Origin of the sequence: Enterobacter sp. PP-008-ECC_S150, assembly GCF_045257065.1 — a bacterium.
Taxonomy (GTDB): domain Bacteria; phylum Pseudomonadota; class Gammaproteobacteria; order Enterobacterales; family Enterobacteriaceae; genus Enterobacter; species Enterobacter chengduensis.
On the sequence record NZ_JBJHHG010000001.1, the window covers coordinates 502,106 to 523,402 of the forward strand.

General features: G+C 59.9%; 16 protein-coding genes and 2 pseudogenes. 3 read left to right on the forward strand and 15 right to left on the reverse strand.

Annotation, left to right across the window (positions count from 1 at the left end; translation table 11 throughout):
* Nucleotides 1-8: 8 nt before the first annotated feature.
* Nucleotides 9-752, forward strand: a complete 744-nt coding sequence (locus ACJBF3_RS02260) for an alpha/beta fold hydrolase (RefSeq protein ID WP_045325969.1) — start codon at nt 9-11, stop codon at nt 750-752.
* 13 nt (nt 753-765) lie between these two features.
* Here ACJBF3_RS02260 and ACJBF3_RS02265 read toward each other — a convergent pair whose 3' ends face one another.
* The gene (locus ACJBF3_RS02265; RefSeq protein ID WP_045325972.1) at nt 766-1,209 is read right to left on the reverse strand and encodes a helix-turn-helix domain-containing protein; all 444 of its coding nucleotides are present in this window, start codon (nt 1,207-1,209) and stop codon (nt 766-768) included.
* Between the two features lie 114 nt (nt 1,210-1,323).
* Here ACJBF3_RS02265 and ACJBF3_RS02270 point away from each other — a divergent pair, with 114 nt between their 5' ends.
* Entirely contained in the window at nt 1,324-2,538 is a 1,215-nt protein-coding gene (locus tag ACJBF3_RS02270) for an MFS transporter (protein ID WP_045325974.1), read from the forward strand.
* Here the strand turns inward: ACJBF3_RS02270 and iolB are convergent.
* From iolB to ACJBF3_RS02320, 10 genes are all read right to left on the reverse strand, one after another.
* Nucleotides 2,465-3,328, reverse strand: coding sequence for a 5-deoxy-glucuronate isomerase (gene iolB, locus ACJBF3_RS02275; protein ID WP_045325975.1), 864 nt, complete (start codon nt 3,326-3,328; stop codon nt 2,465-2,467). The genes ACJBF3_RS02270 and iolB overlap by 74 nt on opposite strands.
* A gap of 10 nt (nt 3,329-3,338) precedes the next feature.
* On the reverse strand, nt 3,339-4,229 hold the full coding sequence (gene iolE / locus ACJBF3_RS02280) for a myo-inosose-2 dehydratase (RefSeq protein WP_045326131.1): 891 nt from the start codon (nt 4,227-4,229) through the stop codon (nt 3,339-3,341).
* A gap of 11 nt (nt 4,230-4,240) precedes the next feature.
* Nucleotides 4,241-6,145 carry a 5-dehydro-2-deoxygluconokinase gene (iolC, locus tag ACJBF3_RS02285; protein ID WP_045325977.1) on the reverse strand — a complete coding sequence of 635 codons (1,905 nt, stop codon included), beginning with the start codon at nt 6,143-6,145 and terminating at the stop codon, nt 4,241-4,243.
* Between the two features lie 12 nt (nt 6,146-6,157).
* The gene (locus tag ACJBF3_RS02290; RefSeq protein ID WP_045325979.1) at nt 6,158-7,291 is read right to left on the reverse strand and encodes a Gfo/Idh/MocA family protein; all 1,134 of its coding nucleotides are present in this window, start codon (nt 7,289-7,291) and stop codon (nt 6,158-6,160) included.
* A gap of 8 nt (nt 7,292-7,299) precedes the next feature.
* The gene (locus tag ACJBF3_RS02295) at nt 7,300-8,328 is read right to left on the reverse strand and encodes an ABC transporter permease (protein ID WP_045325980.1); all 1,029 of its coding nucleotides are present in this window, start codon (nt 8,326-8,328) and stop codon (nt 7,300-7,302) included.
* An 11-nt stretch (nt 8,329-8,339) separates the two neighbouring features.
* Complete coding sequence (locus ACJBF3_RS02300; protein WP_045325981.1) at nt 8,340-9,887, reverse strand: sugar ABC transporter ATP-binding protein; 1,548 nt, start codon at nt 9,885-9,887, stop codon at nt 8,340-8,342.
* 48 nt (nt 9,888-9,935) lie between these two features.
* On the reverse strand, nt 9,936-10,865 hold the full coding sequence (locus tag ACJBF3_RS02305; RefSeq protein ID WP_045325982.1) for a sugar ABC transporter substrate-binding protein: 930 nt from the start codon (nt 10,863-10,865) through the stop codon (nt 9,936-9,938).
* Between the two features lie 31 nt (nt 10,866-10,896).
* A complete protein-coding gene (iolG, locus tag ACJBF3_RS02310; protein ID WP_045325983.1) occupies nt 10,897-11,883 on the reverse strand; it encodes an inositol 2-dehydrogenase in 987 nt (328 codons plus the stop codon).
* A 301-nt stretch (nt 11,884-12,184) separates the two neighbouring features.
* Nucleotides 12,185-14,110: a 3D-(3,5/4)-trihydroxycyclohexane-1,2-dione acylhydrolase (decyclizing) gene (gene iolD, locus ACJBF3_RS02315; protein WP_045325985.1), complete on the reverse strand. Its 1,926-nt coding sequence runs from the start codon at nt 14,108-14,110 to the stop codon at nt 12,185-12,187.
* Nucleotides 14,111-14,121: 11 nt separating this feature from the next.
* Nucleotides 14,122-15,627 (reverse strand): CoA-acylating methylmalonate-semialdehyde dehydrogenase, encoded by a 1,506-nt coding sequence (locus ACJBF3_RS02320; RefSeq protein ID WP_045325986.1) that lies wholly within the window; start codon nt 15,625-15,627, stop codon nt 14,122-14,124.
* A gap of 292 nt (nt 15,628-15,919) precedes the next feature.
* Here ACJBF3_RS02320 and ACJBF3_RS02325 point away from each other — a divergent pair, with 292 nt between their 5' ends.
* Entirely contained in the window at nt 15,920-16,753 is an 834-nt protein-coding gene (locus tag ACJBF3_RS02325) for a MurR/RpiR family transcriptional regulator (protein ID WP_045325987.1), read from the forward strand.
* Between the two features lie 82 nt (nt 16,754-16,835).
* On the opposite strand, the gene ACJBF3_RS02330 is transcribed toward ACJBF3_RS02325, so the two are convergent.
* The 4 genes and pseudogenes from ACJBF3_RS02330 to ACJBF3_RS02345 all read right to left on the reverse strand — a co-directional run bounded on the left by ACJBF3_RS02330 (nt 16,836) and on the right by ACJBF3_RS02345 (nt 21,171).
* On the reverse strand, nt 16,836-17,216 hold the full coding sequence (locus ACJBF3_RS02330; RefSeq protein WP_045325988.1) for a DUF1641 domain-containing protein: 381 nt from the start codon (nt 17,214-17,216) through the stop codon (nt 16,836-16,838).
* 219 nt (nt 17,217-17,435) lie between these two features.
* Nucleotides 17,436-17,597: pseudogene (locus ACJBF3_RS02335) on the reverse strand (IS21 family transposase); the annotation flags it as partial.
* Nucleotides 17,598-17,737: 140 nt separating this feature from the next.
* A complete protein-coding gene (locus ACJBF3_RS02340) occupies nt 17,738-19,918 on the reverse strand; it encodes a peptidase domain-containing ABC transporter (protein ID WP_080351123.1) in 2,181 nt (726 codons plus the stop codon).
* Nucleotides 19,918-21,171 (reverse strand): annotated as a pseudogene (locus ACJBF3_RS02345) (HlyD family secretion protein). The gene ACJBF3_RS02340 and the pseudogene ACJBF3_RS02345 overlap by 1 nt, the downstream one beginning before the upstream one ends.
* Nucleotides 21,172-21,297 lie beyond the last annotated feature (126 nt).

The window sequence follows — 21,297 nt, forward strand, 5'->3', positions numbered from 1 at the left end:
GTCTGAAGATGAAAGCACTGTCTGTAGTCACGGCAGGCCTGCTGGCGCTTTCCGCCAGCGCCTTTGCGCAGAGTAAAACCAGCGTCGTGCTGGTACACGGCGCATTTGCCGACGGCAGCAGCTGGAATAAGGTCATTACCCTGCTGCAGAAGCAGCACGCAGAGGTCATTGCCGTCCAGCTACCGCTCACCTCGCTTAAGGATGACGTTGCAGCCACAAAGCGGGCCATCGCCCGCGCGCAGGGTGACGTGGTGCTGGTAGGCCACTCCTGGGGCGGCACCGTGATTAGCGAGGCGGGTAACGATGCGCGGGTAAAATCGCTGGTGTACGTGGCGGCATTCGCGCCGGACTCCGGCCAGTCGACGGCGGACCTGGCGGGAAGCTTCCCTGCGCCGCCGGGCAGCGCGGGCATTGCCAAAACGGCGGACGGCTATTTATACCTGCCGACAGGAGCCGTCAGAAAGGACTTCGCGCCTGACGTGAAGCCAGACATTCAAAACACCACTGCAGCCACGCAGGGGCCCATTAAGGCCGAGGCGTTTGGTGAAAAGGTCGCCCACGCGGCGTGGCATGATAAACCGAGCTGGTATGTGGTCAGCACGAATGACCGAATGATCAACCCCGCACTTGAACGTGCGATCGCGAAGACGATCCATGCGAAAACCGCCGAGGTGGCGGCAAGCCACGTGTCGATGGTGAGCCAGCCGGAAGCCATCGCCCGGACGATTGAGCAGGCGGTCAGGAGCAATTAACGACCGCGGCGGCTTATTCAACTTTCTGCACTTCCGTATCCCCAGGCAGCAGCGCGGTACCGTCATGCGCTGCTGGCGCCATAAAGGGAACAGGCTTGCCCGTCCGCCTGTCGACCAGCAGCGAGTGGCGCTCGCCCTGCGCAAAGAGATTCTGCTCCCCCCACTGACGCAGCGCCACGACCACAGGAAAAAGCCCTTCACCTTTGTCGGTCAAGACATATTCCTGATAAGCCGTACCGTCTGATGCTCCCTGTAACGTCAGGATGTCCGCCTCAACCAGCTTGCGAAGCCGGTCTGAAAGAATGTTGCGTGCTACACCCAGGCTGCGCTGAAAATCCCCAAAGCGCGTCATGCCATCAAACGCATTTCGCACAATAAGAAGCGACCAGCGATCGCCGATCAAATCAACGCTGCGGGCAACGGGACAATATTCCTCTCTTTCCTTCTTCTGGGTCATTACTCGTTATCCTCGTAAAGGGCAGCCCAAACTAGTTGCATTTTAAAACTACATAGCCTAGCATTCAACCAGTTTCATTTTAAAACCAGGTTATCAAAGGCGAGGATTTTGAACATGTCACTGACATCCGCCCTTCCTTCAGCCACCATGCCGCGCGGCATGGTCTGGCTCTTCGCCATTGCCAGCGGCCTAAGCGTGGCAAACGTCTATTACGCCCAGCCTTTACTTGACGCGCTGGCGAACGATTTCGGCATCAGCCATGCGGCCGTGGGTGGCGTGGTGACCGCGACGCAAATTGGCTGCGCGTTAGCCCTTTTGCTTGTGGTTCCGCTGGGTGACAAAGTGGATCGCCGACGACTGATGGCAATCCAGCTGATTGCCCTGGTCGCCGCGCTGGTTTCCGTCAGCATGGCACAGTCCGCCTCCGCTCTGCTTATCGGTATGCTTGCAACCGGAATGCTCGGTACGGCAATGACGCAGGGGCTGATCGCCTATGCCGCCAGCGCCGCATCGCCCCATGAACAGGGACGCGTCATCGGCGCAGCGCAAGGCGGCGTGTTCGTCGGTCTGCTGCTCGCGCGCGTCTTTGCCGGTGGGATCGGCGATATCACCGGCTGGCGCGGGGTTTATCTTTGTGCTGCCGCGCTGATGCTCATGATTGCGTTACCGCTGTGGTGGAAGCTCCCCGCCCTGCCGGCCGTCACTGCCACGATGAGCTACCCGCGGCTGATTGGCTCGATGCTCACGCTGTTGCGACAGGAAAAAGTGCTGCAGATACGCGGCGTGCTGGCGCTGCTGATGTTTGCAACGTTCAACATTTTCTGGAGCGCGCTGGTGCTGCCGCTGAGCGCACCGCCGTATAACTTCTCGCACACCGCGATTGGCGCGTTTGGGCTGGTCGGCGCGGTAGGCGCGCTGGCAGCGGGTCGGGCAGGACGCTGGGCCGATCGGGGATATGCCCAACGCACCAGCGCGGCGGCGCTGGCTCTCCTGCTGTTAGCCTGGTGGCCGTTGTCGCTCATGGACCATTCACTCGGGATTTTGCTTATCGGCATCATATTGCTCGATTTGGGCGGTCAGGCGCTGCACGTCACTAATCAAAGCATGATTTTTCGCACCCGTCCCGAGGCGCACAGCCGACTGGTCGGCCTGTACATGCTTTTTTATGCCGTCGGCAGCGGGTTGGGTGCGCTCAGCTCGACGATGACGTACGCCTTTGCCGGCTGGCCTGGCGTCTGTCTGCTTGGCGCCTCGGTCAGCCTGCTGGCGCTGGTGTTCTGGTGGCTAACCCGCGCTTGCCACCGCTGTCCGCGGGATAATCCCGATTAATCCACGCGTGATCCTCTTCCCAGGTAAACATCCATTTGCGCACCGGGCCCGCCATCACGTTGAGGTAATAGCTGTCATACCCGGCCATTGTCGCTACCGGGTGGTAGCCCTTCGGCACCATGACCACGTCACGGTTATAGACCGCCATACACTCATCCAGCGTTCTGTCGTCGGTGTAGACGCGCTGCATGCAGAACCCCTGCTCCGGGTTGAGTCGATGGTAGTAGGTCTCCTCCAGATAGGTCTCACTCGGCGGATTGTCCGTGTCGTGCTTGTGGCTCGGGTACGAGCTGGTGCAGCCTTCGTTGGTCCAGACCTCCACCACCAGCAGGCTGTCGGCAGGTTTATCCTCCGGCAGAATGTTATGCACGTAGCGCCGGTTATTGCCCTTGCCGCGCGCCTCGCCGTCGATATCCTGCGGCGCAATCAGCCGCGTCGGATGCGTACCCTTGCCCGGCGCGGCGCAGACCGCCAGCTCCAGCCTGGTCAGCGCCTTCACCTGCACCGTCTCCTGCGGGGTAACGTACACCGCCCACGGCTTGATGCGCTCGAAGGGGCTCATCCGCTCACCGATGTCGTTAAACTCCGCGGAAGGCGTGCGGATGGAAGCCCGCCCGGCGACCAGCACCAGGCAGCGCTCCTCGCTGACGGCGGGCAGCGTCAGCGTCTGCCCCTCCTGCAGCTCATGCGCCGCAAAGCCGACGTACCCCCACCCCGCGCTTTCCGGCGTGACGGACTGGGTCCGCCCCTCCGCGTTCGGCTGTTGCCAGCGTGATAACAGACGTGACATGTCCCCCTCCTCAAATCAGTCCGGCGTCGCGCGCCAGGCGGCTCAGGTTGTTGTACCCCAGACGGGCGTAGGTCAGCGGATGGGCAATCGCCGGATCCTGCTCCGCCTCCACCACCAGCCAGCCGCGATAATCCTGCGCCTTCAGCAGCCGCACGATCGGCGGATAATCGACGCAGCCGTCGCCCGGCACGGTAAACACGCCGCTCAGCACCGCATCGAGGAAGCTGGTTTTGCGGTTTTTCACGTCCGCCAGCACGTCGGCACGCACGTCTTTGCAGTGAACGTGGTTGATACGCGACGCCCAGCGCTGGGCCACCGCCAGCGGATCGGCCCCGGCAAAGGTCAGATGGCCGGTATCCAGCAGCAATCCGACCTCTTCGCCGGTATGGGTCATCAGGTTGTCCACGTCCTCAGCGGACTCAATCACCGTGCCCATATGGTGATGGTAGGCAATCTGCACCCCCTGCTGCTGGGTATAGCGGGCAAATTCGGTGAGCTTTTCGCCGTACGCCTTCCAGCGTTCCTGCGGGAAGCGCGGGCGCAGATGCACCGGGGTCTGCTGCTCGCCGTGAATGCAGCCGCTCACCTCCGCAAAGACCAGCACCTTCGCCCCCAGCTCGCGCAGCAGCGTCAGGTGGGACTGCACGGCGGCAATTTCCTCCTCCACGCTGCGCTCCAGCAGGCGGCCGGAGTACCAGCCAGAGACCAGCTGCAGGTCGTGGCGCTGTAAAATCGGGCCGAGCAGGCGCGCTTCTCGCGGGAATTTATTGCCCAGCTCGAAACCGGCAAAACCGGCCTCTTTACCTTCGCTCAGACAGGTCTCCAGCGACGTCTCCGCGCCGAGGGAAGGCAGATCGTCATTCGTCCACGTCAGCGGGTTAATGCCCAGTTGTACATTCATCGTCGTCTCCATTATGCGTCTCCGCGCTCGCGCCACCAGGCGATAAGCTGCAGGTAGTTGTCCCGAATGCGCGCCACCAGCTGCGCGTCGTCAATATCGTGCTTCAGCCACGCGCGGGAGGCGTCGCCAAACAGCGTGCGCCCCACGGCGAAGCCTTTCACCAGCGCCTGCCCCGCGGCGGCCCGGAAGTCGGCGCGCAGCTGTTCCGCCGGGGCGTCCAGACCAAGGATCACCACCCCGCGACAGTGTGGGTCCCGGCGTTCGATAACCTCGCTCAGCGCCGTCCAGCCCTTTGCGGAGAGCGGCGGCAGCTTCCACCAGTCGGGGTAAATGCCCAGGTTGTAAAAGCGGGAGATGGCGCGCAGGTAAAGTTCGTCGCTGCGCGGCATGGTCGCGGGCAGGATCACCTCCAGCAGCAGCTCGTGCCCGGACTGGCAGCAGGCGTGGTACACCTCGGCGATTTTCTGCTCCTGCTCCAGGCGCAGGCCGTGGGCATCTTCCGGATGGAAAAAGACCAGGCACTTCACCACGTGCTCCTGCGGCCAGCCGATAAGCTGGGTGCCGATGTTGCCGTGCTCCATTTCCAGCGGTCGGGATCCCGGCAGCTCGATGGGGCGACCAATCCACCATCCTTCCCCGGTGATAGCGTTCAGCGCGTCCTGACCAAAGGTGCCGTCGCACAGCAGGCCGGCTTTGCCCTCCAGACCGGCGCGGCTCGCCGCCTCGCGGCTGGCCTGCAGGATCAGCTGCTTCAGCGCCGGAATGCGCTTCAGCGACGCGCCGCACTGCATCGCCATATCCTCAAGCTGGCTGCGGTGGTCGAAGGCCATCACGCACAGCTCCGGCCACTCGCGGCGACGGGTGGTCACCCGGTGGAGATGGTTCAGACGCGGGTCGAGATCCGGTCGCGGCACATCCGCAGCGCGGGAAAGATAATCATCCAGCTCGATCTTGCTCGGCATCGCCGGGGCGCAGCCGTGGCGCGACACCACCAGCGCGCCGCAGGCGTTGGCGTAGCGGCACGCCTGCTCCCAGCCCTCGTCGTTCAGGTAGCCGCGCAGCAGGCCGGACATAAACGCGTCCCCCGCGCCGAGGACGTTCAGCACCTCCACGCGCACGCCGGTCACCGTCAGGCCGTCGTCCAGCCGGGGCGGAATGGCGTCGGTAAAGACCGAGCAGCCGAGCGCCCCGCGCTTGCAGACCAGCGCGGCCTGACTCACGGCACGCACCTGCCCCAGCGCCGTCAGCGTATCGGTGCTGCCGCCCGTAATGTGGAACTCCTCCTCGGTGCCGACGATGACGTCGAAGAGGTGCAGCACCTCCTGCAGCTCGCGGGTGACCTTATCGGCGGCGATAAAGCGCGTTTCCCCGTCGCCCAGCGAGGTCAGCCCCCACAGCACCGGACGGTAGTCAATGTCCAGCACCGTGCGCACGCCGTGACGGCGGGCATAGCCCAGCGCCGTCAGCACCGCCTCGCGGGTTTGCGGATGAGAAAGATGAGTCCCGGTGATGGCAAGACACCGTGCGGAGGCAATGTAGCTTTCGTCCACATCGCGGGCGGTAATCGCCATGTCCGCACAGTTATCGCGATAAAAAATCAGCGGAAAGGTGTCCCGGTCTTTAATGCCGAGCAGCACCAGAGCCGTAAGGCGGTCTTTATCGGTAATCAGATGGCTGGTATCGCAGCCTACCTGGTTAAGCTCTTCCCGCAGGAAGCGGCCCATATGTTCATCGCCGACGCGCGCCAGCATCGAGGAGCGCAGGCCCTGACGCGCGGTGCCGTACGCCACGTTGCCGGACGACCCGCCGAGGTATTTGGCGAAGCTCGACGCGTCCTCCAGACGGGCGCCAATCTGCTGGCTGTAGAGGTCTACCGCCACGCGGCCCATGCATATCACATCAAACTGCTTTTCCACGTTGAACCCTCTTCAGACAATGTCGTTCACGTTCAGCCAGCGGCCTTCCCGGTGCGAGAGCGCGATCGCGTCCAGCACGCGCGACACCTTCCAGCCCGCCTCGAAGTCCGGCCACATCGGCGCGTCGGCGGCAATCCCGTCCACCAGGTCGCGCACCTCGACCGTTTTTTGATCGTTAAAGCCAATCCCGTGGCCCGCGCCCATGCAGAACGCGGCGTAGTCCGGGTGCGACGGGCCGACGAGCAGCGTGCGGAACCCCTGACGGTTCACCGGATCGTCATGCAGATAGAGCTTCAGCTCGGCCATGCGCTCCTGGGTGAAGCTGATGGCGCCTTTCGTGCCGGTAATGACGTACGACAGCCCCATCTTGCGGCCGCAGGCGACGCGGGAGGTTTCAATCACGCCCTGCGCCCCACCCGCGAAGCGCACCATCGCGTGGGCCTGATCCTCGTTTTCGACGGCAATCATCTCCGACGATCCGGCCTTCGCGGGGCGCGCCGGGACCACGATCTTCAGATCGCCGCAGACCTGCTCAATCTCCCCCACCAGGTACTGGGCCATATTGACGATATGCGCCGCGAGATCGCCCAGCGCCCCCAGCCCGGCGGTCTCCTTAAAGCAGTGCCAGTGAATGGGCGACAGCGGGTCGGCCATATAGTCTTCGTTGTGGGTGCCGTAGAAGTGGATCACTTCGCCAATCTCGCCGCGCGCGATAATCTCCTTCGCCAGCTGCGCGGTCGGGTTCTTCATGTAGTTGAACCCCACCAGCGTTTTCACCCCTGCCCGCTTCGCGGCGTCGACCATCTCACGCGCGTCGTGGGCGTTCAGCGCCAGCGGCTTCTCCGAGTAAACGTGCTTGCCGTGGCGGATCGCCTCCAGCGCCATCTCTTTATGCAGGTGGTTGGGCGAACAAATATCCACCACGTCAATGGTCGGGTCAGCCACCAGCGCCCGCCAGTCACCGGTGGAGCGGTTGAAGCCAAACGCCTGCGCGCGCGCTGCCGCCAGCTCCGGCGTGACTTCCGCCACCATCTCGCGCACCAGCCTGCCGCGCAGGTTGAACACCGTCGGGGCCTGGGCATAGGCGATGGCGTGCGCCTTGCCGATATACCCGGTGCCAATTAATCCAATACGAACCTCTTTCATCGCTATCCTCACAGTGCGCCGCGACGGCTCTTGGCGTAGGTGTCAAACGCCACCGCCAGAACGATAATTAATCCGGTGATAATCTGCTGGTAGTAGGCCGAGACGTTCATCAGCACCAGGCCGTTAATCAGAATACCCATGATGATGGAGCCGATAATGGTGCCGCCGATGCGCCCGTAGCCGCCCATCAGCGAGGTGCCGCCGATCACCACCGAGGCGATGACGCGCAGCTCGAAGGAGATCCCGGCCACCGCCTCGGCGCTTCCCAGACGCGCGCTCAGAATGAAGCCCGCCAGCCCCGCCAGGCAGCCAATCAGCACGTAGACGCTGACCAGCACGCGCTTGACGTTCACCCCCGCCAGGCGCGCCGCCTCCGGGTTACCGCCGATGGCGTAGACGAAGCGGCCCCAGCGGGTTTTATGCAGCGCCAGATAGCCGCCGAGGGCAACGATGGCGAAAATCCAGATCGGAATGGAGATGCCGAGCAGCTCCCCGCGCCCCCACCAGCGGTAGCCCTGATCGAAACCGGCGATCGGCGCGCCGTCGTTGATCACCAGCGTCAGGCCGCGCCAGATGGTCATCCCGCCGAGGGTGACGATGAACGGCGGCAGGCGCAGGCGGGTCACGCCCAGGCCGTGCAGGAAGCCAATCGCCGTGCCCATCGCCAGACAAATCCCCAGCCCAATCAGCCAGCTCATGCCGCCCCAGGCGTTCGGGTCGACGGTGGTGAAGTTATCGCCCTTGATCACGTACGCCGCGGTCATGGCGCACACCGCCAGAATGGAGCCCACGGAGAGGTCAATCCCGGCGGTCAGGATGACAAAGGTCATCCCCACGGCCATGATCCCGTAGATGGAAACTTCGGTCAGGATGTTGAAAATATTACGCTCAGAGAAAAAGTTGCTGTTCTGCGACTGGAAGAAGATCAGCAGCAGGATCATGAAAATCAGGACCCCGAAGCGCTCGAAGAAGGCGATGGGATCGATGCGTCCGGCGCGTTTGACCGGGGCCTGCGTTTTAGTAATCATCTGCGTCATGAGAAACTCCGTTATGCCGCGTTCAGGGCGTTGTGGTTGATGGCCATCATCGTCATCAGCCGTTCTTCATTAGCGTCGTCACCGTGGATCTCGCCGGTCACCCGCCCTTCGCTGAGGGTGATGATCCGGTCGGACACCGCCATCACCTCCGGCAGATCGGAGGAGATCACGATCACCGCCACGCCCTTTTTCGCCATGTCAAAGAGCACCTGGTGCACTTCCGATTTGGTCCCCACGTCGATGCCGCGCGTCGGCTCATCGACGATCAGCACCCGCGGGTTGAGCGCCATGCAGCGCGCGAGGATCACCTTTTGCTGGTTGCCGCCGGAGAGCTTGCGCACCTCCTGCGCGCTGTTGACCATTTTGATCTGCAGCGCCTTGCGGTAGGACTCGATCAGATCGTCCTCTTTGCGGGTGTTCACGAACCAGCGCCACTGCAGCAGCGAGGAGAGGCAGGAGAGCGACAGGTTGTCGCGAATCGACAGCCCCAGCACCGCCCCCTCTTTTTTGCGGTCTTCCGGCACCAGCGCCAGGCCCTGATCGAGGGCGTAGAGCGGGTCGCGCGGCTGGTACGGCACGCCGTCCAGCGCAAAGCTCCCGGAGGTAAAGGCGTCCGCGCCAAACAGGCAGCGCGCCACCTCGGTGCGCCCGGCGCCCACCAGCCCGGCAATGCCTAACACTTCCCCGGCGTGGACGTGGAAGCTGATGTCGTGCAGGGCAATGCCGTGCGGATCCAGCGGCGGCTTTTCGCGGCTCAGCCCCTTCACCGCCAGGCGGACGGGTTTATCCTCATGATGCGTTTCGCTGGCGGGGCGACGGTTAAAGGCCACGTCGCGACCGACCATCAGGCGGATCAGCTGTTCGACGTTGGTCTCCGCCACCGCGCCGGTGCCGGTGAAGCGGCCGTCCTGGAAAACGGTGAAGCGGTCGCAAAGCTGGAAAACTTCGTGCAGGCGGTGGGTGACGTAAATAATGCTCACGCCGCGGTTTTTAAGCTCGCGCACCACGCGGTGCAGGCTTTCCACCTCGCTGTCGCTCAGCGCGGCGGAGGGTTCGTCCATAATGATTAGCCGGGCGTTGAGGGTCAGCGCCCGGGCAATCTCCACCATCTGCTGCTGGGCAACGCTCAGGCGGGCAACCGGCGTGGTCGGCGCAACGTTCAGCTGCAGGTAATCAAGAATGACCTGCGCCTCCTGGTTAACCGCCCTTTCGTCAACGATCAGGTTACGTTTACGCGGCTCGCGCCCGAGAAACATGTTTTCCGCGACGGTCATGTTGGGCAGCAGGTTGAATTCCTGGTAGATGGTGATGATGCCCTTGTTCTGCCGTTCCACCGGGGAGTCATCCACCGGCAGCGTTTCGCCGTTGAACCAGATATCCCCGCGGGTTTGCGGCTGCGCGCCCGCGAGCGCCTTCAGCAGCGTGGATTTTCCCGCCCCGTTTTCCCCCAGCAGGGCGTGGATCTCGCCCGCGCCGACGGTTAGCTGAGCGCTGCTCAGCGCCCAGACGCCGGAAAAGCTTTTCGCCAGGTCGGTCACTTTCAGTAAGGGTTGCGACATCGGTCTGCTCCTCCTCATGATGAGCCGCCAGAGGCGGCTCGGGACTTATCAGTTACCGGCCTCACCGATACGCTCGGCCTGCTGCAGGTTCTCTTTGGTGATCAGCGTCGGCGGGTAGTCGGCCCCGGTGATGGCTTTCTTCTCGCGCACGTTGGCCACCAGCTGGCTCATCGCCGTCTGCACCGCAAAGCCCGGACGCTGGTCCGCCGTTACCGCCAGCCAGCCGTCGCGCACGCGGGCCAGCGCTTCCGGCACCGCGTCAAAGCCGGTCACGAGGATTTCGCCCGGCTTCACGCCCTGGCTCTGCAGGGCTTCAATCGCCCCCAGCGCCATATCGTCGTTGGCGGAGAGGATCACCTGCGGACGCTTCGGCAGCGAGGGCAGCACGCTTTCCACGATGCGCATCCCTTCCGAACGCATCCAGTTGCCGGTCTGATCGGCGACGATCTTGTACTTATCCCCGCCCGCCTTCAGGCTGTCGCGGATCCCTTTGGTGCGTTCGATGTTGGAAGAGGAGCCCGGCTGGCCGGTCAGCAGAATGATGTCGGCACCGTTGGGGAATTTAGTTTTCACAAAATCGCCAACCGCCTGGCCGCCCTTGTAGTTGTTGGCGCCAAAGTGCGGGACTTTCTTTTGGCTGTCGACGGAGCGGTCAAGGGTGACCACCGGCAGCTTCGCATCCTGAATTTCATCCACCGCGCTGGAGACCGCGTTAACGTCGTTCGGGGAGACGATAAAGCCCTGCGCCCCGCGGGTGATGGCGTTTTCCAGGTCCGCTACCTGCTTCGGCGAGCTGCCCTGCCCGTCCAGCACCTGAAGCTTTACGCCCATCTCTTTCGCGGCTTTCACCGCCGTGCGCTGCATGTGAACTTCAAACGGCATGGCCAGGTTTGGCGTACTGAAAACAATTTGCTCGTTTTCGGCGAGGGCGGCCCCGGACGTCATGGCGATGAGGGCGGCTACGATCAGTTTTTTCATTATTATGTCTCTCTGTGTAGGGTGGTTGTGTTTAGAGGACGATCTCGCGCTGGCTGCGCAGTGACTCCAGCGCTTTATCCGCAAGGTACAGCGCACGTTCACCATCATCGCCGCTGCAGTCAGGCACCGCTTCGCCGCGCAGGACCGCAACAAAGTGTTCCCATTCCGCGGCGTAAGCGGATTTGTAGCGCTGCAGGAAGAAGTGTTCCGGCAGCGCGCTGGTGCAGCCCTGTTTGCCGTAGTGCTGCACCTGGTTTTCCAGAATGTTGCCCGCGCACAGCAGCCCTTCGGAGCCGTGCAGCTCCAGGCGCTGGTCGTAGCCGTAAGATGAACGGCGGCTGTTGACGATGGTCGCCATCGCGCCGGAGGCATATTTCAGAACGATAAACGCGGTGTCGATGTCCCCCGCCTCGCCAATCGCCGGATCCACCAGGTTGCTGCCCTGGGCATACACCGACACCGGCTCTTCGCCCATGATGAAGCGCGCCATATCAAAGTCGTGAATGGTCATATCGCGGAACATGCCGCCGGAGACGCGCACGTACTCCGCAGGCGGCGGGGACGGGTCGCGGGAGATAATCAGCAGTGATTCTGGCTTGCCGATGCGCCCGGCCTGCGCGTCGGTTTTCACGCGGCGGAACTGAGGGTCAAAGCGGCGGTTAAAGCCAATGAACAGCGGCACGTCGTACTCTTTGACCACCTTCAGGCAGTCGCGCACGCGGGCGAGGTCGAGATGTACCGGCTTTTCACAAAAGATGGCCTTGCCGTGGCGGGCGGCCATTTCAATCAGGTCCGCGTGGGTATCGGTGGCGGAGGCGATCAGCACGGCGTGAACGTTAGGGTCGGTCATTGCCTCCTCCAGGCTCTGCTGGCGGGCCTGGTACTGCGCGGCGAGACGGGTGGCAAATTCCTGATTCGGGTCAACCACGGACCAGAGCGTGGTCGCGCCGTGGCTGGCGATGTTAGCTGCATGTACCTGGCCAATTCGGCCAGCGCCCAGTAAAGCAATGTTAAACATAACGGCTCCCGGTGTTGGTGAATGCTGTGAACTAACGACCCTATAAATAAAACATTTATTTCATTTTTATAAATAGTGAAAATTATGTTTTTGAGTGCAGGTTAACACTTTTGAGATGATTGAGATAAATTTTGTTATCAATCTCACAACATGGGAGGACATACAGCAGCTCCCCTCACCCCGGCCCTCTCCCCAAAGGGGCGAGGGAGAAAAGAGTGCACCACACAATCCCCTCTCCCCGATGGGGAGAGGGTTAGGGTGAGGGGAAAATGAAATGAAAATTTCGTTACGGCGGAAAATCTTAGTACTGACGGGCTTTTTTCACCTGCGCCTGAGCGTGCGCCGCGGCTTCACGCACGGCAGACGACTCTGCCACCTGCGCATCGCCGGTTCGCCACCAGGAGGCGTAATCGTGGGTCATGGTCTTCGGCAGCACCTTGATGTCCAGCAGCGTCGGGCCCGGATGCGCCCGCGACGCCTCCAGCGCCGCCAGCAGGCTTTGCTCATCGTGTACCCGCCACGCGCGGCAGCCGTAGCTCTCCGCGTTTTGCGCAAAATCGACCTTCACCAGCGGCCCGTCGAGCCGCCCTGTTTCCGGGTTGCGATGGCGGTTTTCCGTGCCAAAACTGCCCATGCCGTGCCCCATCTGCAGGTTGTTAATGCAGCCGAAGCTGGCGTTATCAAACAGCAGAACGGTGACCTTAATGCCCTCCTGCACCGCGGTTTGCAGCTCCGAGTGCAGCATCATGTAGGAGCCATCCCCCACCATGGCGTACACCGGCAGCTCGGGCCTGGCGAGCTTCGCGCCGAGGGCCGCCGCAATCTCGTAGCCCATGCAGGAGTAGCCGTACTCCAGGTGATAGCTGTCCGGCGTTTTAACCTGCCAGAGGCGCTGTAAATCCCCCGGCAGCGAACCGGCCGCGCCCACCACAATGGCGCTTTCTTCAATATGCTGGTTGATCAGCCCCAGCACCCGCGTCTGGGTCAGGCGGGTGTTGAGCGTCTCGCCGTATTCTGCCAGCCGCGCGTCCATGTGCCCCGCCACTTCGGGCGCGTCGCCCGGACGCCACTGGCGATCCCACAGGCGGCGGCACTCGTCGTGCCAGGCGGATTTCGCCTGGGCGATGGCCTCTCCCCAGCCGCTGCGATAATCCCCGAGCGCGTGGGTTAAGGCCTGCAGCCCGGTCTGGGCATCGGCAATCAGCGCCGTGGCGTCCAGCTTCAGGGCGTCGAACTCGGCCACGTTCAGCAGCAGGAATTCGACGTCCGGATGAGAGAAGAGCGCCTTAGAGCCGGTAGTAAAGTCGGTCAGGCGCGTGCCGATGCCAATCACCAGATCGGCCTGCGGCGCGAGCTGGTTGGCCGCCAGCCCGCCCGTTACCCCCACGCCGCCCAAGTTAAGTGGGTGGTCACTTACCAGCGCCCCCTTCCCGGCCTGGGTTTCGGCGAACGGTAGATGCAGCGTCTCGACGAAGTCGCGAAACGCCTCATGCGCGCCGGAGTAGCGCACGCCCCCGCCGCACACCACCAGCGGACGACGCTTGCGGGCGATCAGCGCCCGCGCCTGCGCCAGACGCTGCGGATCGGGCGGACGACGCTCGATGTGGTGCACGCGACGCGCGAAAAAGCTCAGCGGATAGTCCCAGGCCTCGCCCTGCACGTCCTGCGGCAGGCAAATCGTCACCGCACCGGTATCTGCCGGGTCAGTAAGCGTTCGCATCGCGCTGAGCATGGCGCTCATCAGCTGCTCGGGACGATTGATGCGGTCCCAGTAGCGGGAGACCGGACGGAAGCAGTCGTTGGTGCTGATGCTGAGATCGTGATACTGCTCGATCTGCTGCAGCACCGGGTCCGGCTGGCGGCTGGCATAGATATCGCCCGGCAGCAACAGCAGCGGGATGCGGTTAGCCGTGGCGGTGGCCGCGGCGGTCACCATATTGGCCGCCCCCGGCCCGACGGACGAGGTGACGGCAAAGATGCGCTGACGGCGGTGCTGTTTGGCAAATCCCGTTGCCATATGGGCAATGCCCTGCTCGTTGCAGCCCTGCATCACCTGCAGATGGCCCGGATCCTGCTCCAGCGCCTGGCCGATGCCCAGCACGTTGCCGTGCCCGAAAATAGTCGCCACGCCCTCCACGAAGGGCGTTTCGTTGCCGTCCACGCTGACGTACTGTTGATTCAGGAACCGGACCAGCGCCTGGGCCATGGTCATTCGTTCGGTTTGCATAAAACCTCCTGTCAGCCCAGCGTTGGCATGGAGAACGCAGCGCCTGTCTCCTGCTGCATTTCCGGCCAGCGCGCGGTGATGGTTTTCATTCGGGTGTAGAAGCGCACGCCGTCGCTGCCGTGGACGTTGAGCGCCCCGAAGATGGAGCGCTTCCAGCCGCCAAAGCTGTGGAACGCCATCGGCACCGGGATCGGCACGTTGACGCCCACCATGCCCGCCTGCACCTCCTCGCAGAAGCGGCGCGCGCAGCCGCCGTCACGGGTGAAAATGGCCGAGCCATTACCATATTCATGGCGGTTAATCAGGTCCACCGCGCTGGCGTAATCTGCTACGCGCACCACAGAAAGCACCGGACCAAAAATCTCTTCTTTATAGATGGTCATCTCCGGGGTGACGTTATCGAACAGCGTCGGCCCGACGAAGTAGCCCTGCTCGTGGCCCTTCACGCTGAAGCCGCGTCCGTCCACGCGAAGCGTCGCCCCCTGCGCTTCCCCGCTGTCGATGTAGCCCAGCACCTTGCTGCGGTGGGCGGACGAGATGAGCGGCCCCATTTCGTTTTCCGGCGTCTGGTCCAGACCCGGCCCGACGCGCAGCGCGGCAATCTGTTTTTCCAGCCGGGCGCAGAGGTCATCGGCGGTGTTATCCCCTACCGCCACCACCACCGAAAGCGCCATGCAGCGCTCTCCCGCCGCGCCGAAGCCAGCCCCCATAATGGCGTTGGCCGCCATCTCCATGTCGGCGTCCGGCATCAGGATGCAGTGGTTTTTCGCCCCGCCCAGCGCCTGACAGCGCTTCCCGTGGGCGGACGCGGTCTGGTAGATGTATTCCGCAATCGGCGTGGAGCCGACAAAGCTCACCGCCTGCACGCGCGGGTCGGTCAGGAGCACGTCAACGGACTCCTTATCGCCCTGCACCACGTTGAAGACGCCGTCCGGCAGGCCAGCCTCTTTCAGCAGCTGCGCCAGCGCGAGCGCGAGAGAAGGATCTTTTTCCGACGGTTTCAGCACGAAGGTGTTGCCGGTCGCCAGCGCAATCGGGAACATCCACATCGGCACCATCGCCGGAAAGTTAAACGGCGTGATCCCAACGCAGACGCCGAGCGGCTGCATCAGCGAGTGGCTGTCGACGCCCGTGCCGACGTTCGCCGAGTGTTCGCCCTTTTGCAGATGCGGAATACCGCAGGCAAACTCCACCACTTCCAGGCCGCGGGTCAGTTCACCCACCGCGTCGGAAAAGACCTTGCCGTGCTCCTCACTGATGAGGCGGGCCAGGCGCGCCATATTCTCTTCCAGCAGCGCCTTGAAGTGGAACATCACGCGCGCGCGCTTAAGCGGAGCCTGGCGTGCCCACGCGGGAAACGCCTGCTGCGCGGCGGCAATCGCCTGCTCCGTTTCCTGCGCCGTACTCATCACCACCTGGCGGATCTGCTTGCCGGTGGCCGGGTTGAAGATCGCCTGAACGCGCTGGCCTGAACCGGTGACACATTCGCCGTGAATAAAATTCGCTACCGTCTCCATCCTTAACCTCTCGCTGTTGATACGTGACTGTGACCTGAACGCTGTGTACTGGACACTATATATGAAACAAATATTCCATTTTAAGTTGAAATAAAATAAATGATGATTATTGTGATCAAGGATGGATTTTTATGTTAACAGCCAGCACCACTGACGCCACGTGCGCTATTAAGGAATTTCGGGCGAGGAAATGGCTGAAGCTTCTGTTTCATTTTTGCTGCCAGATGGATGGCCGACATTTAAAAGACGCGGTTTTGCGTTTAGAATCATAAGACTGTATTTGGGGGATAACATGAGCACAGCAACCAGCCTGAACGAACTGCAGCAGCAAATCCGCGATCGCTACGATAGCCTGAGCAAGAGGCTGCAGCAGGTCTCACGCTACGTGCTGGACAACACCAACAGCGTGGCCTTCGATACGGTTGCCGTTATTGCCGAGCGCGCCGACGTGCCGCCCTCGACGCTGATCCGCTTTGCTAACGCCTTCGACTTCACCGGCTTCAACGAAATGAAACAGCTGTTTCGCATGAACCTGGTAGAGGAGACCGCCAGCTACAGCGACCGCGCCCGGCTGTTCCGCGAAATGGAGAGCGAGGCCGTGCCGGAAACGCCGCTCGATATCCTGCAGGAGTTTGCCCGCTCGAACGCGCAGGCGCTGCAGCAGCTTGCCGCCCGCGCCGAGCCCGAAATGCTGGAGCGTGCGGTACAGCTGCTGGCCGACGCCGACACCATCTACATCGCCGGACTGCGCCGCTCCTTTAGCGTTGCCGCGTACCTTACCTATGCACTGAGCCATCTGGAGTGCCGCCCTATCCTTCTCGACGGCATGGGCGGGATGCTGCGCGAGCAGATCAGCCGCATTAAGGCACGCGACATTGTGGTGTCGATAAGCTTCTCGCCGTACGCGGAAGAGACGGTGATGGTCAGCGAAACCGCCGCCAGCGTCGGCGCGCGGCAGATTGTGATTACGGACAGCCAGATCAGCCCGCTGGCGACGTTCAGCGATCTCTGCTTTGTGGTGAAAGAGGCGCAGGTGGACGCGTTCCGGTCTCAGTCGGCGACGCTGTGCCTGGTGCAGTCGCTGGTGGTGGCGCTGGCGTATAGGTTGGGGAGCGGGGAGAAATAGCCTACGGTAACGCTCAACAGGCCGGGTAACATAAACCCGCTACCCGGCATAATCACCGTTTCCGGTGAACATCCGCCCGCTCTTAGCGGTTTTCGATCTCAGGACACTCAGGATAGCTGACCGAAGCGAGGGCATTTAGACGCTGCCCCGTAATCTGTAACACGCGCAGCAAAAGCATGATGCCGCGGCGGGTATCAGGGTCGTTGAGGATAGTAAACACCTGACGAAGCGAAATATCCCCTTCCCGGTTAACCTGCTCCCCCACGCCATGCGTAGCGCGGTTCCCCCCTTCCCAGCCGACGGTCACGACATCGTCAAAAACGCCAGCCAGTTTTTCGACCATCGCGTTATCGGCCATTTCCAGCAGGTCTGCGACGACGGCAAGCTGATCAACCAGATTATTCAGACGATTGCCCGCCATAAGCGGGGCAAGGCTCTTTAGTAACTGTTCCTGGTCACTCATCAGAACATCCCCCTCACAACGCCCCAATACAGTCCACGAGTATAAAGAGTCACCGGAAAAGCCCTGACCCGGTCTTTCGGGTCCGGCAGAACGCATCTGATCATCACATGTACCATGTCGAAAATCCGCGCCCCCTTTTCGCCATTTTTAATGTCCGATATTTAATTATTTCTACTGTCCGCATTCCGCCATTTCATCATCACTTATTAGCGTTGCGCTTTTGGCCATTTTGTGGCGCGTTTTTCTAGCTGATGGTTCAGGGTAATTAAGGTACCGCCTGACTATACGCTCAGAGCAACCAACCTGGGTTGCAATATCGACAATGTTCGCACTTTGCTTACGCATTTGCTTTATCATGTAAAAGTCTTCTCTGCTCAGCATGTCGATGTACTTTCTGGTGTGAGAACCTCAAGGAAACAACATGTCAGGTGGAGCGGACAATTCAAATGGTGAATTACAGTCCTATATCACTGGCGCTAACAGCATAGAACGTAAAGGTATTTTTGGCCTATCATGCGTCATTAAGATGCATAAACCTGCTCATCATCGATTAAGCGCTGGTGCTTCAGTTCCTTAAAAGTTCCCTCGGACAGATAAAGGACCCGGTCTGCAGATGCAATGGTTTCGGGGCGATGGGCGATGAGCAGGACAGATATACCCAGTTGACGTAGCGTCTGGCTTATCAGTATTTCACTCTCAATATCAAGATGGCTCGTCGCTTCATCCAGTAACAAAAATCCCGGTTTCTTGTACAGCGCCCTTGCCAGCAGAATACGCTGCTTCTGGCCTCCAGATAGTCCTCCACCGGTTTCCCCGATCAATGTCTGATATCCCATCGGCATTGCCATGATATCGCTGTCAATCATCGCAAGGCGGGCACAGTGGATCATTCTTTCAGGATTGCGGTCCTCACTGAAAAAGATGATGTTATCTGCTATGGAGCCCCGGAACAGGTGGTCATCCTGTAGTACGGTACCAATGCGCCGGCGTATCCGGAAATAATCCGGATGGGTATGCGGTATGCCAAATGTTCTGATCGTTCCTTCATCAGGGATATAAATCCCTAAGATAAGCTTTACCAGCGTCGATTTGCCACATCCGGATTTACCCGTAATGGCGACCACTTCGCCCGGGTGCAACGTCAGCGATACGCCGCGGAGTAGAGGCTTATTGCTACCCTTATGGCTGAAGATTATATGTGTAAGTGATAACGAAACATCGGCAGTTTCGGACTCTCTGTCCTGGAATACAGAGGAAACGGTAGATATGCTGCCACCCTCCTGAACGGGTTGCTGCAGATGGCCTTCTGTCGGAGTGAGCACAATATCAGCCAGACGCTCGTTATAAACATCAAGCATACGCCAGGCAAAAAACTTATCCGTCAGACTGCTGATGCTCGAAGAAAAACGCATCTGGTAAGACAAATAGGCAACCAGCATCCCGACGGTAAAGGTACCGTGCAGCACCTCATCGGCACCTTTCCATAAAATAACCGCCGATACCAGACTGCCGGTCAGTGTATGTGCAATGTCATAGCACATCAGCAGGCGGTTCTGGCGTAGCTGTGTATTTCTGCGGACTACATTTAAATTCAGCCAGGCGGCTTCGCGGTGTGCGGTGACACCGTTTATTCTCAGGCTCAGGATTCCGTTGAGGGTTTCAAGAAAATGCCCGGACTCCCTTGCACCGGCATCCCAGGCATCTTCCGCCGACTGCCGCAGGGATGGATACCACAACGCTCTCAGTACACCGTAAATGGCGGCAGCCAGCACCGCGATCACCGTCATTTCAGGACTGTACAGCAACATCATGAAGAGGGCGGTTACCACAAGCAGCACATCAAGAATACCTTCCAGTAACTGCGAGGTCAGCGCCTGTTGGATAGCATTTACTGCATCAAAACGTGCATTAATACTCCCCTTACTGCGTGCATCGAACCAGGATAAAGGGAGACGCACCAGATGATGAAATACCCTGGCGGTCCACTGCATATTAAAATTGACGGAGAGTGTGATGCTTGCCCACTGGCGGGCCAGCGACAGCAGCATCTGAGTCAGTGACAGCAGCAGCAGGGCAATGATGATGACGGTTAACAGGCTTCGATCTGCGGCCACAAGGACCTCATCGATAACCAACTGGTTGAGAAGAGGACTTGCCAGCGTCATGATTTCAAGTGCCAGGGAAAAAATCATAATCCGCGATATTGCAGGAAGCAGGCCGCTCGTCTTACCTATAAGCTGGCGAAGGCGTATTTTTTTTCTTTCATCCTTGACCGTGAAATCGCTGGCTGGCATCAACTCCAAAGCAACGCCGGTGAAGTGCTTTCCTGCCTCCTGCAGGGAGAGTGTGACCTTTCCTTTGTCGGGATCATAGATAATGAGATGTCTCCCGCGAACGCTGTGGAGCACAACGAAATGATTCATATTCCAGTGGAGAATACACGGTAAGGATAAGGACTTCAGATCTTCCGGTTCTAACCTGACGGCACGGGAAGACAGCCTAATATCTGCTGCGCACTCGATCAGCCTTTGAAGTGTCATCCCCTGAGTACTGGTACTAAAGCGTTCACGCAGTGTGGGTAAATCCGTCTGCAGACCATGCCAGCAGGCCATCATCGCCAGGCACGCCAGGCCACATTCCGCTGACTCTGTCTGACGAATCAGGTGAAGCCGTCTTTTGCTTGTCCAGTTTAGCGATCCCACTACAGTTTTCCTTTCAGGCTCCAGAGCGGTTCTGTCATCCACTCCCATAAATGACGAGTATCCAGACTGACATCCCCCTCGAGTGTCATACCGGGACGCAGGGTTTCTTTTTTTCCATAAGCCAAGATGAAGGATTTATCCGGTACGACTATGACGCGATAGTGCCCTTCATTCTCCTTCCAGGTGACAGGAGAAACAGAGAGCAAATCCGATGGGCTCAGCGTTGTGCGGCTGATTTCACGTATAGTGCCGTACTGAACGCCAAACTTCTGATAGGGAAAGGCTGCGAACCGCAAAGCCACACGCTGCCCTGGTTGAATGAACCCGGCATGCTGACTTGTGGCGTAGAGTTCAATCTGCAGGCTTGCGTTGTCAGGCACTACCGTCGTCACCGGCTCCGATGCTCTGACAGACTGTCCCTGTCTGACAAGCACTGCCGCAACAGTGCCGGATACGGGCGACGTCAGGGTGAACTTCTCCTGTCCAGCCAGTTCCTCCTGCTATTGTTTGATCCCCTGAAGCTGTCTGTCCAGTTCAGCTCTCCGGCTTTCTCCCTGGACGATTAGGTGATTTAGCTCGTCTTCAGCCGCTTTTATTGTGGTATTCAACTGCAAAAGCGCCTGACGCTGATCCTCTGCGTTTTGCTGTGCCGCAGAGTCATCGATTTGTTTCTGCTGGAATTCGATATCCGAAACGTAATGCGTACCGGCCAGTTTTTTATAGCGTCCCATGACTGCGGTGGTCAGCTGGACCTGCCGTTCAGCCAGCATCAGACGTTGCTCAGCACTTTTCACCTGTGGCTGCAGGGAGACAATTCGCTGCCGCACAGCTTCCTGTTGTTGCTGGTTATCCCGCGACTCTAGAATCTGCTGAGAGGCCAGCATGGAATATTGTGTTTTCAGGGAAAGACTTTCATTCGCCAGGGTACCGGTTCCCAACCCGTTAAAATGCTCACCACTTATAATATAAAGGGATTCGCCTGCGTCAACATGGCGGCCTTCTGAAACCATTAGATGAGTTACATATCCGGCATACTGCGGTGTAATCTTTACCAGGCCGGATGAGGGCATAACGATCCCCACCAGATGTGCCTTACGGGTGTAGTGACCAAAATAAACAAATAACGATATGCTCAAGAGCATGAAGAGAGCTGCTACAGAAAATATTGTTAGCGAAAAGGATGCCGGCAATATAATGGTTCCATATTCTGACTCTTTTTGATAGTTAAGCGCTTCATCCCTGAATATTTTCATTGTTAATCTTTATATTTTTTAGTTCATTTTATAATCACACAATGCAGCACAATGTGATTCAGCAATAATAACCTCACGCGCTGCATCATAAAATATGGTAAAAAATCATTTGGTGGATAATGATTT